The sequence below is a fragment of the Kitasatospora sp. NBC_01302 genome, assembly GCF_035976515.1.
In the GTDB taxonomy this organism is placed as follows: Bacteria; Actinomycetota; Actinomycetes; order Streptomycetales; family Streptomycetaceae; genus Kitasatospora.
In genome coordinates this window covers 2,915,404-2,940,424 of record NZ_CP108404.1, presented here as the reverse complement: position 1 = coordinate 2,940,424, position 25,021 = coordinate 2,915,404, and the positions used below count along the sequence as shown (strand labels likewise).

Annotated in this window: 15 protein-coding genes, 3 rRNA genes and 1 pseudogene; 16 read left to right on the top strand and 3 right to left on the bottom strand. The window is 70.4% G+C overall.

Features of this window, described 5'->3' with window-relative positions; translation table 11 throughout:
* The first annotated feature begins 253 nt into the window (after nt 1-253).
* The 3 genes from OG294_RS12185 to OG294_RS12175 all read left to right on the top strand — a co-directional run bounded on the left by OG294_RS12185 (nt 254) and on the right by OG294_RS12175 (nt 5,154).
* A complete protein-coding gene (locus OG294_RS12185) occupies nt 254-3,217 on the top strand; it encodes an AfsR/SARP family transcriptional regulator (RefSeq protein ID WP_327066493.1) in 2,964 nt (987 codons plus the stop codon).
* Between the two features lie 220 nt (nt 3,218-3,437).
* On the top strand, nt 3,438-4,514 hold the full coding sequence (locus OG294_RS12180; protein WP_327071520.1) for a GAF domain-containing sensor histidine kinase: 1,077 nt from the start codon (nt 3,438-3,440) through the stop codon (nt 4,512-4,514).
* Nucleotides 4,507-5,154, top strand: coding sequence for a response regulator transcription factor (locus OG294_RS12175; RefSeq protein ID WP_327066492.1), 648 nt, complete (start codon nt 4,507-4,509; stop codon nt 5,152-5,154). The genes OG294_RS12180 and OG294_RS12175 overlap by 8 nt, the downstream gene beginning before the upstream one ends.
* Nucleotides 5,155-5,186: 32 nt before the next feature.
* Here the strand turns inward: OG294_RS12175 and OG294_RS12170 are convergent, their stop codons facing one another.
* Nucleotides 5,187-5,963, bottom strand: coding sequence for a hypothetical protein (locus tag OG294_RS12170; RefSeq protein WP_327071519.1), 777 nt, complete (start codon nt 5,961-5,963; stop codon nt 5,187-5,189).
* Nucleotides 5,964-6,253: 290 nt separating this feature from the next.
* Between OG294_RS12170 and OG294_RS12165 the strand changes: the two genes are divergently transcribed.
* From OG294_RS12165 to OG294_RS12140, 6 genes are all read left to right on the top strand, one after another.
* Nucleotides 6,254-7,045 (top strand): ABC transporter ATP-binding protein, encoded by a 792-nt coding sequence (locus tag OG294_RS12165; RefSeq protein WP_327066491.1) that lies wholly within the window; start codon nt 6,254-6,256, stop codon nt 7,043-7,045.
* Between the two features lie 216 nt (nt 7,046-7,261).
* A complete protein-coding gene (locus tag OG294_RS12160; RefSeq protein ID WP_327066490.1) occupies nt 7,262-7,684 on the top strand; it encodes an NfeD family protein in 423 nt (140 codons plus the stop codon).
* 60 nt (nt 7,685-7,744) lie between these two features.
* Nucleotides 7,745-8,803 (top strand): SPFH domain-containing protein, encoded by a 1,059-nt coding sequence (locus tag OG294_RS12155; RefSeq protein WP_327066489.1) that lies wholly within the window; start codon nt 7,745-7,747, stop codon nt 8,801-8,803.
* Nucleotides 8,804-8,970: 167 nt separating this feature from the next.
* A complete protein-coding gene (locus tag OG294_RS12150; protein ID WP_327066488.1) occupies nt 8,971-9,729 on the top strand; it encodes a sulfite exporter TauE/SafE family protein in 759 nt (252 codons plus the stop codon).
* 100 nt (nt 9,730-9,829) lie between these two features.
* A complete protein-coding gene (locus OG294_RS12145) occupies nt 9,830-10,129 on the top strand; it encodes a 4a-hydroxytetrahydrobiopterin dehydratase (protein WP_327066487.1) in 300 nt (99 codons plus the stop codon).
* Between the two features lie 139 nt (nt 10,130-10,268).
* Nucleotides 10,269-12,203, top strand: coding sequence for an outer membrane protein assembly factor BamB family protein (locus OG294_RS12140; RefSeq protein WP_327066486.1), 1,935 nt, complete (start codon nt 10,269-10,271; stop codon nt 12,201-12,203).
* A 107-nt stretch (nt 12,204-12,310) separates the two neighbouring features.
* Here the strand turns inward: OG294_RS12140 and OG294_RS12135 are convergent, their stop codons facing one another.
* Nucleotides 12,311-12,859: an HNH endonuclease gene (locus OG294_RS12135; protein WP_327066485.1), complete on the bottom strand. Its 549-nt coding sequence runs from the start codon at nt 12,857-12,859 to the stop codon at nt 12,311-12,313.
* 173 nt (nt 12,860-13,032) lie between these two features.
* Here OG294_RS12135 and OG294_RS12130 point away from each other — a divergent pair, with 173 nt between their 5' ends.
* From OG294_RS12130 to OG294_RS12100, 7 genes and pseudogenes are all read left to right on the top strand, one after another.
* Nucleotides 13,033-13,698 carry a DNA-3-methyladenine glycosylase gene (locus OG294_RS12130; RefSeq protein ID WP_442789144.1) on the top strand — a complete coding sequence of 222 codons (666 nt, stop codon included), beginning with the start codon at nt 13,033-13,035 and terminating at the stop codon, nt 13,696-13,698.
* A 99-nt stretch (nt 13,699-13,797) separates the two neighbouring features.
* Nucleotides 13,798-15,063, top strand: a complete 1,266-nt coding sequence (gene tyrS, locus OG294_RS12125; protein ID WP_327066484.1) for a tyrosine--tRNA ligase — start codon at nt 13,798-13,800, stop codon at nt 15,061-15,063.
* A 640-nt stretch (nt 15,064-15,703) separates the two neighbouring features.
* Nucleotides 15,704-17,225: ribosomal RNA gene (locus OG294_RS12120) — 16S ribosomal RNA — on the top strand.
* Nucleotides 17,226-17,501: 276 nt separating this feature from the next.
* A 23S ribosomal RNA gene (locus OG294_RS12115) occupies nt 17,502-20,621 on the top strand.
* Between the two features lie 163 nt (nt 20,622-20,784).
* A 5S ribosomal RNA gene (rrf, locus tag OG294_RS12110) occupies nt 20,785-20,901 on the top strand.
* The 16S, 23S and 5S rRNA genes sit together here, the layout of an rRNA operon.
* A 324-nt stretch (nt 20,902-21,225) precedes the next feature.
* Nucleotides 21,226-22,344 (top strand): annotated as a pseudogene (locus OG294_RS12105) (hypothetical protein); the annotation flags it as partial.
* 147 nt (nt 22,345-22,491) lie between these two features.
* Nucleotides 22,492-23,409 (top strand): tetratricopeptide repeat protein, encoded by a 918-nt coding sequence (locus OG294_RS12100; protein WP_327071517.1) that lies wholly within the window; start codon nt 22,492-22,494, stop codon nt 23,407-23,409.
* A 92-nt stretch (nt 23,410-23,501) separates the two neighbouring features.
* Here the strand turns inward: OG294_RS12100 and OG294_RS12095 are convergent, their stop codons facing one another.
* Nucleotides 23,502-24,881: a DUF1015 domain-containing protein gene (locus OG294_RS12095; RefSeq protein ID WP_327066483.1), complete on the bottom strand. Its 1,380-nt coding sequence runs from the start codon at nt 24,879-24,881 to the stop codon at nt 23,502-23,504.
* Nucleotides 24,882-25,021: the final 140 nt, after the last annotated feature.

Genomic DNA, 25,021 nt, shown 5'->3' with positions numbered 1-25,021 from the left:
ACAGTCGCCCACCCCGAAGCCGTCGGGCTCGAATCTTGGACTGCAGTCTAGCCACGCCGTTCGACTGACCAGGACGCCTGCCCGGGCCCGGGGAAGCGTGGATAAGATTGCCGCCCCCGGCGACCGGATCAGCGGCCCGACACGTCTTATCCTCTGACGGAATCGGGCCCCACCGGCCCGACCACGGGGGCGGGGCGACAAGTCGGACGTGAACTGCCAGGTATGAGCTGTCAGGCGTGAACTAGGGGCGTGGATGCGGATCGATCTGCTCGGCGCGGTCGCCGTCCGGTACGACGACGGGGCCGCGGCCACGCCCTCGGCGCCCAAACGCCGCGCGCTGCTCGCCGCCCTCGCCGTCCGGCTCGGCCGCCTGACGCCCACCGAGCAGCTGATCGAGCTGGTCTGGGACGGCAGCCCGCCGCCGACCGCCCGGGCCGCGCTGCAGGGCCACATCGCCGAGCTGCGGCGGCTGCTGGACGGCCGCCTGGAGCTGGCCACCCGGGGCGCCGGCTACCTGCTGGCCGGTGACCCGGACCAGGTGGACGCGCTGCGCTTCGAGCGCCTGTGCCGCGAGGCCGGCCTGTTGCTGCCCGACCCGGCCGCGCCCGCTGCCGCCCGCGCTGCCACCCGAGCCGCCGCCGACCCGGTCGCCGCCGCCCCGCCCGCCGGGAGCGAGCCCGACCCCGCGCTGCCCCTGCTGCGCGCGGCCCTCGACCTGTGGCGCGGCCCGGCCCTGACCGACTGCGGCTCCGCCCTGCTGCGCGAGCGGACCGCGCCCCGGCTGACCGATCTGCGCCTGCGCGCCCTGGACCGGCTGGCCGACGGGCTGCGCCGGCGCGGCCGCGGCGCCGAGCTCATCGCCGAGCTCACCGAGGCCGTGCCGGCCCACCCCACCCATGAGCAGCTGGCCGTGCACCTGCTGGCCTGCCTCGATCAGGCCGGGCGCGGCGCGGAGGCGCTGGAGTGGTACGACCGGGTGGCGGCCCAGCTGCCGGCCGCCCCGGGCCCGGCGCTGCGCGCCGCCCGCGACCGCCTCGCCCGCACGCCGTCGCCGGTCCCCGGCGGGGCCGTCGCCTACGCCGACGACGCCAGCTCCCCGCGCACCGCGACGCCGTCCGGGGCGAGGGCCGCGGTCGCCCCGCCCCGGCACCTGACGCCCGCCCAACTGCCGCGCGCCAACCGGCGCTTCGTCGGCCGGACCGGCGAGCTCGACCACCTCGACGGTGCGATCGCCGCCGGGCGCGAGAACCGTCCGATCCTGGTCACCGGGCCGGCCGGGGTCGGCAAGACCAGCCTGGTCCAGCACTGGGCGCACCGGGTCGCCCACCGCTTCCCCGACGGCCAGCTCTACGCCGACCTGCGCGGCTTCGACGAGACCGAACCGCGCGAGGCGGCCGAGGTGCTGGCCTGCTTCCTGGCCGCGCTCGGGGTCGCCGAGAGCGCGATGCCCAGCACGCTGGAGGACCGCTCCCGGCGGTACCGCGAACTCCTCTCTGGCCGGCGGCTGCTGGTCGTGCTCGACAACGCGCGCTCCTACGAGCAGCTCTCCCCGCTGCTGCCCGACCCGCCCGCCGACGACGCCGCGCCCGACGGCGGTCCGGTCACCGTCATCACCAGCCGCAGCCGGCTCGGCGACCTGCTCGTCCAGGAGGGCGCCGCCCCGCTCTCGCTGGACGTGCTGACCCCGGCCGAGGCCCTGGAACTGCTGGCCCGGGTGCTGGACCCGGCCCGGGTCGCCGCCGAACCGCAGGCCGCCGCCGAACTGGCCGAGCGCTGCGACCGGCTGCCGCTGGCGCTGCGCCTGGCCGCCGCCCGGCTGGCCACCCGCCCGGGCTGGGCGCTGCGCGACCTGGTGACGGAGATCTCCGACGAGCAGGCCAGACTCGCCTCGCTCTCCTGCGCGGGCCGCGGCTCGCTGGGCGTGGCGGCCACCCTCAACCTCACCTGCCGGGCGCTGCCGGCCGCGGCGGTGCAGCTGTTCACCCTGCTCGGCCTGCACCCGGGCGCGGTGATAGACGCGCACACCGCCGCCGTGCTCGCCGACGTGCCGCCGGTCGAGGTCCGCGGCGTGCTCGCCCAGCTCGACGCCGCCCACCTGATCGAGGAGACCGCGCCCGGCCTGTTCGCCCGGCACGACCTGGTGCGCCTCTACGGTGCCCAGCTGGCCGCCGAACTCACCTGTGACGAGCGGCTGGCGGCGATGGACCGGATGATCGACCACTACCTCGCCGCGACCGCCGCCGCCTGCGCGGGCCTGAACACCCACAGCGTGCTGCCCACCGGCACCCCCGCAGCCGCCGGCACCGCCATGTCCGCCGGCACCGCCGCGTCCGCCGGCACCGCCGCGTCCGCCGTCGCCTCGCCATCCACCATCACCTCGCCGTCCACCGCCAGCCTGCCGCCGCTGGCCACCCCGGGCCAGGCCGTCGACTGGTTCCGCCGCGAGGAGCGCGCGGTGCGCGGCGTGGTGCTCTGCGCCGAGCACTACGAGCGCTCCGCCGCCGCCTGGCAACTCGCCCACCAGGCCGGGGTGCTGTACTACAACGCCAACCACGGCCGCCCCGAGTGGCGCAGCACCGCCGAGGCCGGCCTGCGCGCGGCCCGCGCCTGCGCCGACCCCGCCGCCCTGGTGCGGATGCACGCCGACCTCGCCGTGGTCCTCATCGACCAGCGCGAGTTCCGCGCCGCCTCCGACCACCTCGACCAGGCCATCGCCCTCGCCGACGAACTGGGCGACCCGGTGCTGCGCCACCAGTGCCGCACCCGGCTGGCCAACGGCCTGGTCCGGGCCGGCCGGCAGGCCAGCGCGATCCCGCTGATGACCGACATCGTGGACCGCGCCCGCGAGCTGACCGACGACCGGCTGCTCGCCCAGGCCCTCAACAACCTCGCCAACGCCCTGGTGATCGCCGGCACCCCCGAGCTCGCCCTGCCGCACGCCGACGAGGCCGTCCGCATCCTCACCGCCCGCCCCGAGGACCCCAAGCTCCCGCTCGCCGCCCACACCCGCGCCGAGGTGCTGCACGCCCTCGGCCGCCACAACGCAGCCCTCGCCGCCGCCCGCCACGCCCTCGCCCTCGGCCGCGCCCAGGGCAACCTGCGCATCGAGTCCCAGGCCCACGCCCTGCTCGCCACCCTCCTGCACGCCCTCAGCCGCACCGCCGAAGCCCTCGCCGAGGAGCGCCTGGCCGACACCCTGCCCCCCGACGCCGGCTGAGCCCGCGCCCCCGGCTGCGGCACCACCTCCGCCGCACGCCCTACGCCCCCCGTCCCACCCGCGCCCCGCCCACCGCCCCACGCCCGCTCCCGCACCCCGGCGGTACGGTGGCCGCATGGGGATCAAGCACCAGCCACCGTGCGAGCACCCGCTCGACGACCCGTGCCTGGACGACGCGTGCCTGGACGGCCTCGAAGCGGTGAGCGACGCGGTGCTCGCGATGAGCGCGCACCTCGAAGTGCGCGAGGTGCTGCGCCGCATCACCGCTTCCGCGCGCTCGCTGCTCGGCGCCCGGTACGCCGCGCTCGGGGTGCCGGACGACCACGGCGGCTTCGCCCAGTTCGTGGTGGACGGGGTGACCGACGAGCAGTGGAAGGCGATCGGGCCGCTGCCGCGCCAGCACGGGGTGCTCGCCACGATGCTGCACGAGAGGGGGCCCACCCGGCTGGCCGATGTCCGCAAGGCACCGGCGTTCGGCGGCTGGCCCAGTGCGCACCCGGAGCTGACGGACTTCCTCGGGATGCCGATCCTGGACGGCGAGGAGATCCTCGGCGCGATCTTCCTGGCCAACAAGGAGGGCGGCTTCACCGTCCACGACGAGCGGCTGCTGCGGATCCTGGCCGCGCACGCCTCGATAGCGCTGGCCAACGCCCGGCTCTACGAACGCAGCCGCGAGCTGACGCTGGCCGGCGAGCGGGCCCGGATCGCGCACGACCTGCACGACGCGGTCTCGCAGAAGCTGTTCAGCCTGCGGCTGACTGCCAAGGCCGCCGCCAAGCTGCTGGACCGCGACCCCGAGCGGGCCAGGGCCGAGCTGACCGAGGTGGCCCGGCTGGCCGCCGAGGCCGCGGACGAGCTGCGGGCCGTGGTGGTCGAGCTGCGCCCGGCCGCGCTCGACGAGGACGGTCTGGTGGCCACCCTCGCCTCCCAGGTGCAGGTGCTGGACCGCGCGCACACCGCCGGCGTCGAGTTCACCGACGACGGCGGGGTGCGCACGCTGCCGCCGGCCCAGGAGGCGGCGGTGCTGCGGATCGCCCAGGAGGCGCTGCACAACGCGCTGCGGCACGCCGACGCGACCAAGGTCACGGTCACGCTGCGCGGCACCGCCGGCCGCGGCGCCGTCCTGCGGATCACCGACGACGGACGCGGCTTCGACCCGGACGCGGTCCACCGGGCCGGCCGGCACCTCGGGCTGGTCTCGATGCGCGACCGCGCGCAGAGCGTCGGCGGCCGGCTCACCCTCACCTCGGCCGCCGGCCGGGGCACGGTCATCGAACTGGAGGTTCCCGGTGCCTGAGACCCACGCGCCGATCCGCGTCCTGCTGGTCGACGACCACCAGGTGGTCCGCCGCGGGCTGCGCACCTTCCTGGAGGTGCAGGACGACATCGAGGTGGTCGGCGAGGCGGCCGACGGCGCCGAAGGCGTGACGAAGGCCCAGGAGCTGGCCCCGAACGTGGTCCTGATGGACCTCAAGATGCCGGGGGTGGACGGGCTGGAGGCGCTCAAGCGCCTGAAGGCGGAGGGCAATCCGGCCCGGGTGCTGATCGTCACCAGCTTCACCGAGCACCGCACCGTGGTCCCGGCGCTGCGCGCGGGCGCGGCCGGGTACGTGTACAAGGACGTCGACCCGGAGGCGCTGGCCGGGGCGATCCGCTCGGTGCACGCCGGACACGTGCTGCTCCAGCCCGAGTTGGCCGGCGCGCTGCTGGCCGACGACGCCCCGCGCGCTCCGCAGGGCCGGGGCGGGACCCTGACGGAGCGTGAGCGCGAGGTGCTCGGCCACCTCGCGGACGGCCGCTCCAACCGGGAGATCGCCCGCAGCCTCAGCCTGTCGGAGAAGACGGTCAAGACGCACGTCTCCAACATCCTGATGAAGCTGGACCTGGCCGACCGCACCCAGGCCGCCCTCTGGGCGGTCCGCCACGGCGAGGGCTGAACGCCCCCGAACACGCCCCCGACCGGAGCCCCTCAGTCCTCCCGCTCGTCCACCAGCGCGTTGTACGCCGCCACCTGTGCCCGCCGCGCGATCCGCCGCAGCGGCGCCAGCACCGCCGCCCGCGCCGTCATCTCGGCGGCGCTGACCGCCGCGCCGTGGCCGCCGGCCGCGATCGACAGCAGCGCCGAGACCTGCCGCGCCGACTCCAGCACCCGCACCGCGCGCGGCGGGTAGCCGGGGGCCAGCAGCTTGCTGTGCCCGCGGCGCCGGTACTGCTCCAGCGCGCGCAGCGCCTCCGGCCCGGCCCCGGCCACGTCCAGCCGGGAGAGCAGCACGGTCGCCTCGCGCAGCCCCTCCACCAGCTCCCGCTCGGCCTCGTGCAGCGAGGGGACGTCGGCGGGCGGCGCCGGGCGCACCTCGTGGCAGCGCCACAGCACGGTCACCGCCTGGTCGCCGGGCGGCCCGTACACCTCGATCTCCGGGACCAGCCCCAGCGGCACGCCGACCGCCAGCACCGCCTCGCCCACCGCGAGCGCCGCGGCGTTGAAGGGGGCCGGCCCGGTCAGCCCGAGCGGATGCCCCTCGGCGGGCAGCGCCAGGCGCAATCCGGTCACCCCGAGCACCCGCAGCCGGCCCAGCGCCCAGCTGAGCGCGTGCTGCTCGCCCTCGACGTCGCCGGGCAGGCCGATCACGCGGTGTCTCTCGTCCTTGCCGACGACCTCCTCCACCACGTGGTCGGGCGGGGCGAAGCCGGCCAGCAGCGAGTTGCCCCACGCGGTCAGCCGCGCGGAGCGCGCCTCGGCGAACAGGCCGGCGGACGGGTCGGCGAACGGGTTTTCGGCAGGAGTCAGCGGCATCCCGCCAGCCTACGGACAACCCGGCCACCCGCGTGGCGTAGGTTGGCCCTGTGCTGTGCGAGTAACCGCGCTGCCGTGCGAGTGGCGGCGCTCCCTCCCGCCTACCCGGTCGGCGGAGTAGGCTGCCCGCCCGCACCGACTTGTCGACACGAGTGGACCGCACCCCGAGGACCCCGCCGCGCCGCACCCCGCCGCGTAGGACCCCGGACGGCCGAAAATCTGTATTGGGGAAGGCGTTAGGCATGAGCGACGTGCTGGAGCTGGTGGACGTTTCCGTGGTCCGGGATGGACGTGCGCTGATCAGCCAGGTCTCCTGGTCGGTCGCCGAGGGGGAGCGCTGGGTGATCCTGGGCCCCAACGGCGCCGGCAAGACCACCCTGCTCCAGGTCGCGTCCAGTTACCTGCACCCCACCAGCGGCACCGTCGCGGTGCTGGGGGAGAAGCTCGGCTCGGTCGACGTCTTCGAGCTGCGCCAGCGGATCGGCCTGGCCGGCGCCTCGCTGCTGGACCGCATCCCGCGCGAGCAGACCGTGCTGCAGACGGTGCTCACCGCCGCCTACGGCATGACCGCCACCTGGCAGGAGACCTACGACAAGGTGGACGAGTCGCGCGCGCTGCTGCTGCTCGACCGGCTCGGCATGGGCGGCTACGAGCAGCGCAGCTTCGGCACCCTCTCCGAGGGCGAGCGCAAGCGCACCCTGATCGCCCGCGGCCTGATGACCGACCCCGAGCTGCTGCTGCTCGACGAGCCGGCCGCCGGCCTGGACCTGGGCGGTCGCGAGGACCTGGTCCGCCGCCTGGGCGCGCTCGCCCAGGACCCCTACGCGCCGGCCATGGCCGTGGTCACCCACCACGTCGAGGAGATCGCGCCCGGCTTCACCCACGTCCTGATGATCCGTCAGGGCAAGGTGCTGACCGCGGGCCCGATCGACACCGAGCTGACGGCCCGCAACCTCTCGCTCTGCTTCGGGCTGCCGCTCACCCTGGAGCGTCACGGCGACCGCTGGTCCGCGCAGGGCCTGCCGCTCGGCTGACCCCGCCCGCGGACACAGCCCGCGGACCCCGCCCCGGGCCAGCCCGTCGCCGAACCGGCGCCGGGCCGAACCGGCCTGCCCGCCGCCGGGCCGAACCACCGTGCCGGCCCGCTCCGTTGACCAGGCGCGGGCCCGGCGGCCCCGGCTGATCGGTTTCCCTCCGTCCACCTGCGGGAACCCACCCACCGGACATCGTTTCCTCCCTAGGATGGCCCTGTGGACAGCTGGGTGTGGTGGCTCGTGCTCGCCGTCGGTCTTGGCATACCGCTGGCGATCACCGCGCTGCCGGAATTCGGCCTGTTCGCGGTCGGCGCCGCCGGCGCCGCGATCGCCGCCGGGGTGGGGGCCGGGGTGGTCTGGCAGTTCCTGACCTTCATCGTCGTCTCGGTCGCGATGCTGACCGTGGTGCGGCCGATCGCCTATCGCAAGCTCGACCGGAGCCCGCGGGTCCGGATGGGGATCGAGGCGCTGGCCGGCGCACGGGCCGTGGTGCAGGAGCGGGTGGACGAGCACGGCGGCCGGATCAAGCTCAACGGCGAGATCTGGTCGGCACGGGCGCTGCACCCCGACCACGTGTACGAGCCGGGCCAGCAGGTGGATGTCGTGGAAATCCAGGGCGCGACCGCCCTGGTCGACTAGCGGCCCTCCCGGCCTGCCAGTCGTCCGAGTTGCCCGTCGTAGATGTCCAGGGGAGACACTGTGGAACCCGTCCTGATCGTGCTGATCGTTCTGGTGGTGGTGGCGTTCATCGCACTGATCCGGACGATTCAGGTGATCCCGCAGGCGAGCGCGGCGATCGTGGAGCGCTTCGGCCGCTACACCCGCACCCTCAACGCCGGCCTCAACATCGTGGTGCCGTTCATCGACACCATCCGCAACCGGATCGACCTGCGCGAGCAGGTCGTGCCGTTCCCGCCGCAGCCGGTGATCACCCAGGACAACCTGGTGGTCAACATCGACACCGTCATCTACTACCAGGTGACCGACGCCCGGGCGGCGACCTACGAGGTGGCCAGCTTCATCCAGGCCATCGAGCAGCTCACCGTCACCACGCTGCGCAACATCATCGGCTCGATGGACCTGGAGTCCACCCTGACGTCCCGTGAGGTGATCAACGCCGGGCTGCGCGGGGTGCTGGACGAGGCCACCGGCAAGTGGGGCATCCGGGTCAACCGGGTCGAGCTGAAGGCGATCGAGCCGCCGACCTCCATCCAGGACTCGATGGAGAAGCAGATGCGCGCCGAGCGGGACAAGCGCGCGGCGGTGCTCACCGCCGAGGGCGCCCGGCAGGCCGCGATCCTGCGGGCCGAGGGTGAGAAGCAGGCCGCGGTGCTGAGCGCCGAGGGCGAGGCGCAGGCCGCCGTGCTGCGCGCCGACGGTGAGGCCGCCGCGATCCGCACCGTCTTCGAGGCCATCCACGACGGCGACGCCGACCAGAAGCTGCTCGCCTACCAGTACCTGCAGACCCTGCCCGAGTTGGCCAAGGGCGACGCCAACAAGCTCTGGATCATCCCGAGCGAGGTCGGCGACGCGCTCAAGGGCCTGGGCGGCGCGTTCGGCGGCCTCACCGGCCAGGGCGCCGGACCGGGCGCGGGCCCGGACCTGACCAAGCCGCCGGTGGCGGCGCCCGAGGGCAACGGCAGCCGCCCCGGCGTCGCCGGCGGCGGCGGGCCGCGCCCGGTGGACACCGACCAGAGCGGTGCGGCCCGGCCCCGGGTCACCCCGCCCCGGGAGTACCCGAAGATCGACCCGGAGTAGCGCCCGTGGCCCCGGGCAGTCCCCGGCAGGACCGGCCGGGACTCCCCGGAGCCGGGAAACCCGGTCTCTGATCCTGGAACCCACTGGGCACCCGGCCCGCTGTCCGGCATGATCGCGACCGCCGCCACCCCACCGGGGGCGGACACGCGAGAAGTAAGGACGAGTCCATGACTCCTTGGGAAGGGCTGGCGGTCTTCGCGGCCGGAGCCGGCGCGGGCACCATCAACGTCATCGTGGGATCGGGAACGCTGATCACGTTCCCGGTCCTGCTGGCGGTCGGGCTGCCCCCGGTCACCGCCAACGTCTCCAACACCCTCGGCCTGGTGCCCGGTTCGGTCAGCGGAGCGATCGGCTACCGCCGCGAACTGGCCGACCAGCGCGGCCGCCTGGTGCGGCTGGGCACGGCCGCACTGCTCGGCGGACTGGTCGGCGCCGTGCTGCTGACCCGGCTGCCCCAGGGCGCCTTCAACGCCATCGTCCCGGGGCTGATCCTGCTGGCCCTGGTGCTGGTGGTGATCCAGCCGCGGGTGGCCCGTGCGGTGGCGGCCCGCGGCGGCAAGGTCGCCGACCCGGACGGCAGCCCGCTGCTGGTCACCGGCATCTTCCTGACCGGCATCTACGGCGGCTACTTCGGCGCCGCGCAGGGCGTGCTGATGCTCGCGCTGATGGGCATGCTGCTCCGCGACGACCTGCAGCGGATGAACGCGGTCAAGAACGTGCTGGCGCTGATCGTCAACGCGGTCGCGGCGGTCTTCTTCATGTTCACCGCCTCCATGGACTGGCTGGCGGCGCTGCTGATCGCGGTCGGCTCCGCGCTCGGCGGCCTGGTGGGCGCCAAGGTCGGCCGCCGGCTGCCGCCGGTCGCGCTGCGCACGCTGATCGTGGTGGTGGGCCTGGCCGCGGTCACCAAGCTCCTGCTGGCATGACGCCGCTCGCGCCCGGGCGCCGGCTCCCGGACCGACGCGGGGTCAGCCACTAGCATCACTGAGGCCCGCCTGACCTGGAGCGACGGACCGGAGTGACGCGATGACCAACAGCCCCCTGCTGACCGAGGACGAGATCACCGCGGGCCTGGCCGCACTGCCGGGCTGGCAGCGACAGGGCGCGGCGATCACCCGCACCGCCGACGCTGCCGACTTCCCGTCCGCGATCCGCGTGGTGGTGGCGGTGGCCGAGGCGGCCGAGGAGATGAACCACCACCCGGACATCGACATCCGCTGGCGCACCCTCACCTTCGCCCTCAGCACCCACAGTGCGGGCGGCGTGACCGACCTGGACCTCCGACTGGCGGCCAGGATCGATGCGGCGTTCAACCAGCAGAGCTGACGGGTTCATTCACCGTACCGACACGTTCGCCGACCGTACCGACCGTTGCAGCGGGCCCTGTTGCCAGCCGAACGGTCGGTACGGGTGGGCGGCGTGAGATGCTGTCCGTCGTTGTACGCAGTCGGGACGGACGGAACGCATGGCTCAGGACTTCCCCCCAGCCGCCGACCGGGGGTACCCCCAGGACAGCAGCGGGCCTGATCCCGCCGCCTACGGGCAGCAGCAGGGCTGGTACCCGAACGAGCAGCAGCCCTACGGGACGGCGCAGCCCTACCCGGGGGAGCAGTACGCGGGCGAGCAGTACGCCGCCGACCCGTACGCCCCCGGCGAGTACCCCAACGCCCAGCACCCCAACGCCCAGCACCCCGGCGAGCAGTACGCCGGAGAGCAGTACGCCGGCGACGGGCAGCCCTGGGAGTGGCCCGAGGCCTACCAGGGCATCCCCGAGCAGCAGCACTATCAGGCGGGCGAGGAGTTCGGCCGGCCGAGCGAGCCGCCGCTCTACGCCGACCAGTTCGCCGCCGGGCCCGGCACGGAGGAGAGCGCGGTGACCACCACCGCGGAGTTCTCCGCCGTCGAGTCGCCCGACACCCCCGGATCCGCCGCCGACCCCGAGGCGCCCGTCGATCCCGAGGCGCCCTCCGCGAAGCCGTCCCGCTCCCGCCGTGGCGGCGGCAGTGCTGCGGCCGCCACCGACGGCTCGCTGATCGGCCGCGTGCGCGGCGCCGCGCAGGGCGCGCTCGGTTCCGTGCTCAACACCGAGGGCGCCCCCGGCCACCGGACGCTGCTGATCCGGGTCGCCGCCGGCGTCGCCGCCCTCGGCGTCCTGGTGACCGCCGGCGTGGTCGCCACCAGCGGCGGCAGCACGCACCACGACAACACCGCAGCCCCCTCCAGCGACCCCGGCTTCGCCGTCGCGCACAACAAGATCTGGTCCGCCCAGCCCGCCGGCGCACCGCAGGCAGGCGCCTACGACACCCTGATCGGCAGCTGGCTGCTGGCCGACGCGCTGGTCCGCGCGGACGGCAGCGGCGTGCACGCCTACGATCCGGCCACCGGCAAGCCCACCTGGAACCTGGACGCCCCCGCGGCCGGTGCCACCCCCTGCGGCATGTCGCCCACCGTCAACCCCTCCGGGATCGGCGCCGTGCTCTTCCACGCCCAGGCCGATCCGAAGAGCCCCTGCACCCAGCTCGCCGCCGTGGACACCAAGGCCGGCAAGACCGCCTGGACCAAGCAGCTCTCCGACCACAACCCCTACGCGGCCCAGGTCGCGGTCACCGACGACAAGGTGGTCGCGGTCGGCGACGACAAGGCCATCGCCTGGGGCTCCGCCGACGGCAAGGACGCCTGGCAGTACGGCGGCCAGGGCAAGTTCTGCACGCTGTCCGGCAGCGCCTCCGGTGCCACCGTCCTGCTGCACAGCAGCTGCGTCGACAGCAACCCGGGCGACCAGGTGGTCGCGCTGGGCACCGCCGACGGCAAGACGCTCTGGGCCAAGGGCCTGCCCACCCAGCCCAGGACCGCCACCGTGCTCTCCGCCGAGCCGGCCGTGATGCTGACCACCGGGGACCAGCCGACCGACGACAAGGTGCTCACCTGGAACGCCAACGGCGACCAGGCCGCCACCATCCCGGTCAGCGACCCCGGCGGCGGCCGGCTGGACGTCACCCGCGGCACCTTCGACGCGCTGCCCGGCGTCTTCTTCCAGGACCACAGCATGGTCACCACGCTGGTCGGCGCCGCCGGCGGCCCGACCTCGGCGGTCGCCTTCGACGTCACCAACGGCAAGCAGCTATGGCGCACCCCGGCCAGCGAGAAGGGCACCGTCCGGGCCGTCGGCCTGGACAACGGCACCCTGGTGCTGGCCGCCGACGAGCGCACCGACCAGCCGGCCCACCTGAGCCGCATCACCCTGAGCACCGGTCAGGAGAGCGTCGGCGGCGGCTTCCCGCCCGCCACCGGCTCGCTGCTCACCTCGGGCCGGGTGCTGATGGGCGCCGACCGGGTCGTCGCCGTCCCCGGCCACTCGGCCAACTTCGGTGTGGCCACGGCCTTCCAGGCCAAGGGCTGATCGCGCGCGAGCCCGGTGGTGATCCGGTGGGCCGGCCTGTCCCCTGAGCAGGCCGGCCCACCGGACGTCTGTGCCCCCCGGTCCGGTGGGCCCGCGCGGTCGTCGCCTCAGCCCATGGCGACCGCGACCGGCTGGGCCCCGCCCGGCTGGGCGGCGCGCGGCAGCCAGGGAGCCAACTCGCCGGCCTCACCGGCCCGCAGGCCCAGCGCCAGCAGCAGGGTGGCCTCCGGGGTCGGCTCGAACGGGCGCCGCAGCAGCGCCATCCCGGCCTGCTCCGGAGTCCGGTCGGCCTTGCGCTGGTTGTCGGTGGCGCACGCCGCCACGGTGTTCAGCCAGCTGTCGGCGCCCCCGCGCGACTTGGGCAGGACGTGGTCCACCGTGGTCGCCCGGCGCCCGCAGTAGGCGCACAGGTGCTGGTCCCGCACCAGCACGCCCCGGCGCGACCACGGGGCCCGTTGTCGGAACGGCACTCTGACGTACCGCCGCAGTCTGATCACCCGGGGCACCGGTACCGAGAGCCCGGCGGCACGCATCGCACGCAGGGGATGAACCTGCTCGACCACGGCCTTGTCCTGGAGCACCAGCACCACTGCACGCTGCAGGGACACCGTCGACAGCGGCTCGTAGCTCGCGTTCAGCACCAACGTGTTGCGCATTCCGGACACCTCCCAGGCCCGTCCGCCACCCCGGCGGACCCGACCACTGTGACCGCCAAGCACCTTGTCCGACAACGGAATTTCCCCCGCTCAGCCGCCGGGTGACGGCGGGCGGGCCGCCCCCCCTGCCGCCGCCCGGCCGACTGTCGGCGCCCGCCGTTAGGCTCGGACCCGTGGCCACCGACAGCTCCGCCGAGCACCCCGACGACGGGCCCGCCGCCCTGCCGCGCGCCTTCTTCGACCGCCCCTCCACCGAGGTCGCCCCCGAGCTGCTCGGCCGCCGGCTGCGCTGCACGCTGCCCACGGGCACCGTCGAGCTGCGGCTGACCGAGGTCGAGGCCTACCAGGGTCCGGACGACCCCGCCTCGCACGCGTTCCGCGGGCCCACCGCGCGCAACGCCGTGATGTTCGGCCCACCCGGCCACGCCTACGTCTACTTCACCTACGGCATGCACTACTGCCTCAACCTGGTCTGCGGCCCCGCCCTGCACCCCGGCGGGGTCCTGCTGCGAGCCGGCGAGGTGACGGCGGGAGCGGAGCTGGCCCGCACCCGCCGGCCCACCAGCCGCCGCGACCACGACCTCGCCCAGGGCCCGGCCCGGTTGGCCCAGGCGCTCGGCGTCGACCGGGCCCAGAACGGCGAGGACGCGATCGAGGGCCCGGTCTTCCGCCTGCTGCCCGGCACCCCGCCGCCCGCCGCGCTGATCCGCTCCGGCCCGCGCACCGGGGTCTCCACCGCCGCCGACACGCCCTGGCGCTTCTGGATCGAGGGCGAGCCGTCCGTCAGCCCCTACCGGGCCCACACCCCGCGGCGCAGGCCGCTGGGTAAAACCGCGTAGCGCGGACCGCGTAGTCTCGGACAGGCTGGAACCCGACGGAATTCCCTTCCCGGACCGCCCCCCAGCCGCGGCCCGGACCGACCAAGGAGAAGCGTGACCGTGACGGACATCGTCGACGAGCTGCGGTGGCGAGGGCTGATCGCCCTGTCCACCGACGAGGACGCATTGCGCAAGGCGTTCGCGGACGGCCCGGTCACCTTCTATTGCGGATTCGACCCGACCGCGCCGAGCCTGCACCTCGGCAACCTGGTGCAGATCCTCACGATGCGCCGGATCCAGCAGGCCGGAAACCTGCCGCTGGGCCTGGTCGGCGGTGCGACGGGCCTGATCGGTGATCCCAAGCCGACGGCCGAGCGGGTGCTCAACGCCCCCGAGACGGTGGCCGCCTGGGTGGACCGGCTGCGCGGCCAGATCGAGAAGTTCCTCGACTTCGAGGGTCCGTTCGCCGCCCGCATGGTCAACAACCTGGACTGGACCTCGGGCCTGTCCGCGATCAACCTGCTGCGCGACATCGGCAAGTACTTCCGGGTCAACAACATGATCGCCAAGGAGGCCGTCGCCCGGCGGCTCAACTCCGACGCGGGCATCAGCTACACCGAGTTCAGCTACCAGATCCTGCAGGGCATGGACTACCTGGAGCTGAACCGCCGCTACGACTGCACCCTGCAGACCGGCGGCAGCGACCAGTGGGGCAACCTGACGGCCGGCACGGACCTGATCCGCAAGGCCGACGGCAAGTCCGCGCACGCGCTGGCCACCCCGCTGATCGTCAAGGCGGACGGCACCAAGTTCGGCAAGACGGAGACCGGCACGATCTGGCTCGACCCCGAGCTGACCACGCCGTACGCCTTCTACCAGTTCTGGCTCAACACGGACGACCGCGACGTCTCCAACTTCCTGCGGATCTTCAGCTTCCGCTCGAAGGAGGAGATCGAGGAGCTGGAGCGGGAGACCGCCGAGCGCCCGGCCGCCCGGCTTGCCCAGCGCGCCCTGGCCGAGGAGCTGACCACCATGCTCCACGGCGCCGAGCAGTACCAGCGCGTGGTGGCGGCCTCCAAGGCGCTGTTCGGCCAGGGCGACCTCGCCGAGCTGGAGCCCGCGACGCTGACCTCCGCGCTCGCCGAGGTGCCCAAGGCCACCGTCACCGAGCTGGCCCCGATGGCCGATCTGCTGGTGGCCGTCGGCCTGGCTCCCAGCCGCTCGGCCGCCCGCCGGACGCTGAAGGAGGGCGGCGCCTACCTCAACAACGCGAAGGTCGCGGACGAGGACGCGGTGCCGACCACCGACGACCTGCTGCACGGCCGCTGGCTGGTGCTGCGTCGCGGAAAGCGGAACCTCGCCGCGGTCGAGCTGACGGGTGCATGAGTCAACCGAAAACTGACGCCAGCTCACGCCGACGAAGCATGAGTATGCGTCAGGTGGCTTGAAATGCATCGCCACTGAGCTGCGACTGCTTGCCCGAGGGGCCAGATCTGGTCAGATCTGGCCCCTCAGTGTTTGACGCGACCGCCCAGCTGGCCTAGTGTTGTCCGAGTCGCCTGATCCGGACGGACGGAAGGGGCAGCCGAGAGGCCGGCCCGAACCCACCCGGAGCGACCATCAGATTTGCCGATTTAAAACCTCGCTTATTCCTCCGGGATTCAGCATGGTCCGGACCTGGTCCGGAAATACGGTAAAGTGGCGGTCGCCGCGGAAAAGGCGGACCTGGCCAGCCAGGAAGTCGGAAAAGGCACTGAGCCGGATCTGATAAGCTAGAAACACGAAAGAACGAAGCGCCCGGAGGGGCCACGGAAGTGGCTGCAAAGGAAGCGTCCGTTCCTTGAGAACTCAACAGCGTGCCAAAAGTCAACGCCAGATATGTTGACATCCCCGGCCTTGGTCTTCGGACTGGGGTTGGAGATTCCTTTTGAAGTAAAACACTAGCGAGGACGCAGTGCGCGAGGCCACCCTATTCCGGTGGTTGTCGTGCCGCTCGACGCGGGTGTTGCTCGATTACGAGCAGACATTCACGGAGAGTTTGATCCTGGCTCAGGACGAACGCTGGCGGCGTGCTTAACACATGCAAGTCGAACGGTGAAGCCCTTCGGGGTGGATCAGTGGCGAACGGGTGAGTAACACGTGGGCAATCTGCCCTGCACTCTGGGACAAGCCCTGGAAACGGGGTCTAATACCGGATACGACCTTCCTCTGCATGGGGGTTGGTGGAAAGCTCCGGCGGTGCAGGATGAGCCCGCGGCCTATCAGCTTGTTGGTGGGGTAATGGCCTACCAAGGCGACGACGGGTAGCCGGCCTGAGAGGGCGACCGGCCACACTGGGACTGAGACACGGCCCAGACTCCTACGGGAGGCAGCAGTGGGGAATATTGCACAATGGGCGAAAGCCTGATGCAGCGACGCCGCGTGAGGGATGACGGCCTTCGGGTTGTAAACCTCTTTCAGCAGGGAAGAAGCGCAAGTGACGGTACCTGCAGAAGAAGCACCGGCTAACTACGTGCCAGCAGCCGCGGTAATACGTAGGGTGCGAGCGTTGTCCGGAATTATTGGGCGTAAAGAGCTCGTAGGCGGCCTGTCGCGTCGGATGTGAAAGCCCGGGGCTTAACCCCGGGTCTGCATTCGATACGGGCAGGCTAGAGTGTGGTAGGGGAGATCGGAATTCCTGGTGTAGCGGTGAAATGCGCAGATATCAGGAGGAACACCGGTGGCGAAGGCGGATCTCTGGGCCATTACTGACGCTGAGGAGCGAAAGCGTGGGGAGCGAACAGGATTAGATACCCTGGTAGTCCACGCCGTAAACGTTGGGAACTAGGTGTTGGCGACATTCCACGTCGTCGGTGCCGCAGCTAACGCATTAAGTTCCCCGCCTGGGGAGTACGGCCGCAAGGCTAAAACTCAAAGGAATTGACGGGGGCCCGCACAAGCAGCGGAGCATGTGGCTTAATTCGACGCAACGCGAAGAACCTTACCAAGGCTTGACATATACCGGAAACGGCTAGAGATAGTCGCCCCCTTGTGGTCGGTATACAGGTGGTGCATGGTTGTCGTCAGCTCGTGTCGTGAGATGTTGGGTTAAGTCCCGCAACGAGCGCAACCCTTGTTCTGTGTTGCCAGCATGCCTTTCGGGGTGATGGGGACTCACAGGAGACTGCCGGGGTCAACTCGGAGGAAGGTGGGGACGACGTCAAATCATCATGCCCCTTATGTCTTGGGCTGCACACGTGCTACAATGGTCGGTACAAAGGGCTGCGATACCGTGAGGTGGAGCGAATCCCAAAAAGCCGGCCTCAGTTCGGATTGGGGTCTGCAACTCGACCCCATGAAGTTGGAGTTGCTAGTAATCGCAGATCAGCATGCTGCGGTGAATACGTTCCCGGGCCTTGTACACACCGCCCGTCACGTCACGAAAGTCGGTAACACCCGAAGCCGGTGGCCTAACCCTTGGGAGGGAGCCGTCGAAGGTGGGACCAGCGATTGGGACGAAGTCGTAACAAGGTAGCCGTACCGGAAGGTGCGGCTGGATCACCTCCTTTCTAAGGAGCACATGGCCGGATGCGAGCGAATGTCTCGCACGGTTGCTCATGGGTGGAACGTTGACTATTCGGCACACTGGGTGATGGTTCGTGAGTACTGCTTCGGCGTGGAAAGCGTTTCTTGAGTCTGGTGTGTTGGGCACGTTGTTGGGTCCTGAGGGAACGAGTAATCGTTGTCTCAGTGCCGGTCCCACGGACCGACCTGGTGTTTGCCGGGTTGTGTAGGTGGGTGTCTGGTCGTTGTTTGAGAACTGCACAGTGGACGCGAGCATCTGTGGCCAAGTTTTTAAGGGCGCACGGTGGATGCCTTGGCACTAGGAACCGATGAAGGACGTGGGAGGCCGCGATAGGCCCCGGGGAGCTGTCAACCGAGCTTTGATCCGGGGGTGTCCGAATGGGGAAACCCGGCAGTCGTCATGGGCTGTCACCCATACCTGAACACATAGGGTATGTGGAGGGAACGCGGGGAAGTGAAACATCTCAGTACCCGCAGGAAGAGAAAACAACCGTGATTCCGGGAGTAGTGGCGAGCGAAACCGGATGAGGCTAAACCGTTGTGGTGTGAGACCCGGCAGGGGTTGCCACTTCGGGGTCGTGGGAAAGTTCTTCGGTCGTCTGCCGGCGATCGGGTGAGTCAGAAACCGTATGGGTAGTCGAAGGACATGCGAAAGGTCCGGCGTAGAGGGTAAGACCCCCGTAGACGAAACTTGTACGGCTCACTTGAGCTTCTCCCAAGTAGCACGGAGCCCGAGAAATTCCGTGTGAATCTGGCGGGACCACCCGCTAAGCCTAAATATTCCCTAGTGACCGATAGCGGATAGTACCGTGAGGGAATGGTGAAAAGTACCGCGGGAGCGGAGTGAAATAGTACCTGAAACCGTGTGCCTACAAGCCGTGGGAGCGTCGTTGGTCAGCTTGCTGATCAGCCGTGACTGCGTGCCTTTTGAAGAATGAGCCTGCGAGTTTGCGGTGTGTAGCGAGGTTAACCCGTGTGGGGTAGCCGTAGCGAAAGCGAGTCCGAATAGGGCGGTTGAGTTGCATGCCCAAGACCCGAAGCGGAGTGATCTAGCCATGGGCAGGTTGAAGCGCGGGTAAGACCGCGTGGAGGACCGAACCCACCAGGGTTGAAAACCTGGGGGATGACCTGTGGTTAGGGGTGAAAGGCCAATCAAACTCCGTGATAGCTGGTTCTCCCCGAAATGCATTTAGGTGCAGCGTCACGTGTTTCTTGCCGGAGGTAGAGCACTGGATAGGCGATGGGCCTTACCGGGTTACTGACCTTAGCCAAACTCCGAATGCCGGTAAGTGAGAGCGTGGCAGTGAGACTGTGGGGGATAAGCTCCATGGTCGAGAGGGAAACAGCCCAGAACACCGACTAAGGTCCCTAAGCGTGTGCTAAGTGGGAAAGGATGTGGAGTCGCAGAGACAACCAGGAGGTTGGCTTAGAAGCAGCCACCCTTGAAAGAGTGCGTAATAGCTCACTGGTCAAGTGATTCCGCGCCGACAATGTAGCGGGGCTCAAGCACACCACCGAAGTCGTGTCATTCACAGAATACGCCCAACGGCGCTGTGGATGGGTAGGGGAGCGTCGTGTGCCGGGTGAAGCGGCGGAGGAATCCAGTCGTGGACGGTATACGAGTGAGAATGCAGGCATGAGTAGCGATACAAGAGTGGGAAACTCTTGCGCCGATTGACCAAGGGTTCCTGGGTCAAGCTGATCTGCCCAGGGTAAGTCGGGACCTAAGGCGAGGCCGACAGGCGTAGTCGATGGACAACGGGTTGATATTCCCGTACCCGCTTTGAAGCGCCAACGCTGAACCTCTGAATGCTAAAGCCGTGAAGCCGGCCCGGAGTCTTCGGACAATGGGACGTGGTGGAGCCGCTGATCCAACAGGGTATTAGGTGAGCGATGGGGTGACGCAGGAAGGTAGTCCAGCCCGGGCGGTGGTTGTCCCGGGGTAAGGGTGTAGGCCGAGTGATAGGCAAATCCGTCACTCATTAAGGCTGAGACCTGATGCCGAGCCGATTGTGGTGAAGTGGATGATCCTATGCTGTCGAGAAAAGCCTCTAGCGAGTTTCATGGCGGCCCGTACCCCAAACCGACTCAGGTGGTCAGGTAGAGAATACCGAGGCGTTCGGGTGAACTATGGTTAAGGAACTCGGCAAAATGCCCCCGTAACTTCGGGAGAAGGGGGGCCGGAACTGGTGGAGGCACTTGCTGCCCGAGCTGGGGCCGGCCGCAGAGACCAGCGAGAAGCGACTGTTTACTAAAAACACAGGTCCGTGCGAAGCCGTAAGGCGATGTATACGGACTGACGCCTGCCCGGTGCTGGAACGTTAAGGGGACCGGTTAGCTCTGATTCGTCGGGGCGAAGCTGAGAACTTAAGCGCCAGTAAACGGCGGTGGTAACTATAACCATCCTAAGGTAGCGAAATTCCTTGTCGGGTAAGTTCCGACCTGCACGAATGGCGTAACGACTTCTCGACTGTCTCAACCATAGGCCCGGTGAAATTGCATTACGAGTAAAGATGCTCGTTTCGCGCAGCAGGACGGAAAGACCCCGGGACCTTTACTATAGCTTGATATTGGTGTTCGGTTCGGCTTGTGTAGGATAGGTGGGAGACTTTGAAGCGGCAACGCCAGTTGTTGTGGAGTCGACGTTGAAATACCACTCTGGTCGTGCTGGATGTCTAACCTGGGTCCGTGATCCGGATCAGGGACAGTGTCTGGTGGGTAGTTTAACTGGGGCGGTTGCCTCCTAAAGAGTAACGGAGGCGCCCAAAGGTTCCCTCAGCCTGGTTGGCAATCAGGTGTTGAGTGTAAGTGCACAAGGGAGCTTGACTGTGAGACCGACGGGTCGAGCAGGTGCGAAAGCAGGGACTAGTGATCCGGCGGTGGCTTGTGGAAGCGCCGTCGCTCAACGGATAAAAGGTACCCCGGGGATAACAGGCTGATCTTCCCCAAGAGTCCATATCGACGGGATGGTTTGGCACCTCGATGTCGGCTCGTCGCATCCTGGGGCTGGAGTAGGTCCCAAGGGTTGGGCTGTTCGCCCATTAAAGCGGTACGCGAGCTGGGTTTAGAACGTCGTGAGACAGTTCGGTCCCTATCCGCTGTGCGCGTAGGAGTGTTGAGAAGGGCTGTCCCTAGTACGAGAGGACCGGGACGGACGAACCTCTGGTGTGCCAGTTGTCCTGCCAAGGGCATGGCTGGTTGGCTACGTTCGGGAGGGATAACCGCTGAAAGCATCTAAGCGGGAAGCCTGCTTCGAGATGAGCACTCCCACCTCCTTGAGAGGGTAAGGCTCCCAGTAGACGACTGGGTTGATAGGCCGGATGTGGAAGCCCTGTAAGGGGTGGAGCTGACCGGTACTAATAGGCCGAGGGCTTGTCCTCAGACGCTCGCGTTCACTGTGTGGTTCCCGGGTAGCGAACAGCTATCGCCGGCGAACACTGAGCCGATTTATCGGCTCTGCCACTGGGTCGATTTATTTCGACTCCGGCAAACAAAGAAACACTTATCAACTGAAAAGTGTGTTCGCTGAATACCCAATAGGGTTTCGGTGGTCATAGCATGAGGGAAACGCCCGGTTACATTCCGAACCCGGAAGCTAAGCCTCATAGCGCCGATGGTACTGCAGGGGGGACCCTGTGGGAGAGTAGGACGCCGCCGAACAATTATTCAAAGGCCGTGGCCCCAGCGATGAGCTGGGGCCACGGCCTTTTTGTTTTTCACGAACCACTTGATCCCGCGCAGCCCGCCCGCTGTCCCCCAGCGCGAGCCTGCTGCTGATGCTTGACAATGAAGAAGGTGCCTGGCCCAGCGGCCGGCATCGTGCCGCGTCGGGCATCCCCCTGCCCGACCTGCGGCGAAGCTGATGATGTAGAAGGAGTCACCGCGATGTCGAACCCGCCCCAGGACCGCCCCGACCGTCGATCGGACGATGGCCGAGGCCACGAGTCCCGCTCGCGCGGTGGCTGGTCGAACGACCGTGGCCCGCGCCGCGACGACCGTCCCTCCACCGGTGACCGTGGCGGCTTCCGTCGCGACGACCGTCCGTCCTACGGTGACCGCGACCGCAGTGGCGACCATGGCGGGGACCGCGGTGGTGACCGTGGTGGGTTCCGTCGCGATGACCGTCCGTCCTACGGTGACCGTGACCGCGGTGGCGACCGTGGTGGCTTCCGTCGTGACGACCGTCCCTCGGGCGGCGACCGTGGCGGCTTCCGTCGCGACGACCGCCCCTCGTTCGGTGACCGTGACCGCGGTGGCGACCGTGGCGGGTTCCGTCGTGACGACCGTCCCTCGGGCGGCGACCGTGGTGGCTTCCGTCGTGACGACCGTCCGTCCACGGGTGACCGTGGCGGCTTCCGTCGCGATGACCGTCCGTCCTACGGTGACCGTGACCGCGGTGGTGACCGTGGTGGGTTCCGTCGCGATGACCGTCCGTCCTACGGTGACCGTGACCGCGGTGGTGACCGTGGCGGGTTCCGTCGTGACGACCGTCCCTCGGGCGGCGACCGTGGTGGCTTCCGTCGTGACGACCGTCCGTCCACGGGTGACCGTGGCGGCTTCCGTCGCGATGACCGTCCGTCCTACGGTGACCGTGACCGCGGTGGCGACCGTGGTGGCTTCCGTCGTGACGACCGTCCGTCCACGGGTGACCGTGGCGGCTTCCGTCGCGACGACCGCCCCTCGTTCGGTGACCGTGACCGCGGTGGCGACCGTGGCGGGTTCCGTCGTGACGACCGCCCCTCGACCGGCGACCGTGGTGGCTTCCGTCGTGACGACCGTCCGTCCACGGGTGACCGTGGCGGCTTCCGTCGCGATGACCGTCCGTCCTACGGTGACCGTGACCGCGGTGGTGACCGTGGCGGGTTCCGTCGTGACGACCGCCCCTCGACCGGCGACCGTGGTGGCTTCCGTCGTGACGACCGTCCGTCCACGGGTGACCGTGGCGGCTTCCGTCGTGACGACCGCCCCTCGACCGGTGACCGTGGCGGGTTCCGTCGTGATGACCGTCCGTCCACGGGTGACCGTGGCGGCTTCCGTCGCGACGACCGCCCCTCCCACGGCGACCGCGACCGCGGTGGCGACCGTGGCGGCTTCCGCCGCGAGGGTGGCCGCCCCTCCGGTGACCGCGACCGTGGCGGGGACCGCGGCGGCCGTTCCTACGGCGACCGTGGTGGCCGGTTCGAGGGGCGCCGTGACGACCGTGGCGGCGACCGTGGTGGCTACGACGACCGTCGCGGCCACCAGGAGCCGGTGCAGCGCCTCGCCATCCCCGAGGACGTCACCGGGACGGAGATCGACGGGGACGTGCGCCAGGAGCTGCTGAGCCTGCCCAAGACGCTCGCCGACGACGTGGCGCGCAACCTGGTGATGGTCGCCCGCCTGCTCGACAGCGAGCCGGAGGAGGCCTACAAGTACGCCCGCGTGGCGCTCCGCCTGGCCTCCCGCGTGCCGTCGGTGCGCGAGGCGGCGGGCTTCGCGGCCTACATGACGCAGCGCTACTCCGAGGCGCTGACCGAGTTCCGCGCCGCGCGCCGGATGACTGGTCGCTCGGACCTCTGGCCGGTGATGGCCGACTGCGAGCGCGGTCTGGGCCGTCCGGAGCGGGCGCTGGCGATGGCCGGCGAGCCCGAGGTGAAGCAGCTGGACAAGGCCGGCCAGGTCGAGATGCGCCTGGTCGCGGCCGGTGCCCGCGCCGACCTGGGCCAGTTCGAGGCTGCCGTGGTCACCCTGCAGAGCCCGGAGCTCGCCTCCAGCGCGCTGCACCCGTGGACCGCCCGCCTGCGCTACGCCTACGCCGAGGCGCTGATCGCCGCCGACCGTGCGGACGAGGCGCGCGACTGGTTCGCCAAGGCCGCCGACGCCGACCCGGACGGCACCACCAACGCCTCCGAGCGGCTGGCCGAGATCGACGGCCTGGAGTTCGTCGACACCCTCGACCCGGAGCTCGAGGACGAGGCCGCCGAGGGCGAGGAGGACGAGGTGGCCGAGGCCGCCGAGCGCCCCGAGCCGCGCGGCCGTCGTACCGACCGCGAGGAGGGCACGGACGAGGTCATCTTCGAGGACGACGAGGACGTCGAGGAGTACTACGACGAGGACGACCTGGAGATGGAAGAGGCCGACGAGGCCGAGGTCGCCCGCGCCCTGCGTGACCGCGAGGACAACCGCTGAGCACCAGTTGCCGGTGAGTAGTGCGTGACAGGGGAGGAGGCTCCCGCCCGGCCGGGCGGGAGCCTCCTCCCTTTCGCTGTTCCCCGGACGGGTCAGCCCAGTTCGAGGCTCCGCAGCACCAGCCCGGTGGCGGGCTTGGGGCCGAAGGAGGTGGACTTGCGCGGCATGGTGACCCCCTGCTCGGCGAGCCGGCGCACCACGCCCTCGTCCACCGGGTGCAGCAGGACGGCGGTGCCACCGGTTCTCGCCGCCTCCCGCTCGGCGGCCACGGCCGCGTGCAGGTAGCCGATGTCGTCCGGGCCGTCGGGGACCTGCCAGACGTGCTCCAGCAGGGTGGCGTGCAGCACGGTGGCGTCCAGGTGCCGCCACTCCTCGGGCTTCTCCTTGGGCACGGTGGCGTTGAGCAGTGCCTCGTCGGGGCCGGTGAGCAGGTGGTAGACCGAGTCGCCGGCGGTGAGCACGAAGGCGTTGCCGCCCGCCAGCTTGGCCGCCGCCAGGGCGTCCAGTGCTTCGTTCAGGTCCCCGGACAGCTTCTCCAGCTGCCAGCCGTCCTCGGCCGTGTTCAGCGCCGCCAGCGCGCGTTCGAGCGGCAGCCGGAAGAGCACCCGGTGGATCGCCCGCACCCGCAGCGGGTAGCGGGCGGTGTCCACCAGCAGCACCATGCCGCGGTCCCAGGGGCTGAACGGCAGGTGGCGGTGCTCGCGCTGGAGCCGCAGGTACATCTCCCAGCGGTGGTGCCCGTCGGCGATCAGGGCACGGCAGGTGGCCAGATCACGGGTGACCTCGGCCAGCTGGGCACGGTCGGTTACGGCCCACAGGCGGTGGCGGGTGCCGTCCGAGGTGGTGGTGGTGAGCAGCGGTTCCCGTTCCACGGTCCGCTCGATCACGGCCGCCGCGCCGCCCTTGCCCCGGTAGGTGAGCAGCAGCGGCTCCAGGTTGGCCCGGGTGGTGCGCATCAGGCCGACCCGGTCGGCGACCGGCCGGGGCATCACGTCCTCGTGCGGCAGCACCACCCCGCTCTCCCGGCCGCTGACGGCCAGGGCGCCGATCAGCCCGCGCTGCAGCAGCTCCCCGCTGGGGCTGTCGGCGGCGGTGCGCTGCTCGTAGACGTAGAGGGCCGGCTTCGGATCGGGCGCCAGCACGCCCTCGCCGAGCCAGCGCTTCAGCAGCCGGGCGGCGTGCCGGTAGCGGGTGTCCCGGTCGGGGCGCTCGCCGGTGTCGTCGGGTTCGGGGCGCGGGAGGATCAGGCGGACCACGTTGTGCGGGTCGGCGGTCTCCAGGCTGAGCCGCCGGTGCGGGTCGACCACGTCGTAGGGCGGGGAGGTGACGGCGGCCAGCGTGCCGACCCGTTCGGGGACGTACCGCAACCCGCGGAAGGGCGACAGGGACAGGCCCGCGGCCGCGACGTGTCCCGGGTTGCCGGGGCCGCCGTGCGGGGGTGTCGCGCCGCTTCCTGCACTGGGTGCACTCATCAGATCTCTCCCGTCGGGCTCCGGCCTGATGGGCCGGGGAGGGTGGGGTCTCGGTCGGACCGTTGGACCGGAGGAGCAGGACGCCGGACTACGGGTCGTACGAGGGGTGGTGCACGCCGTGGTCGGCGCCTGCGGACTTG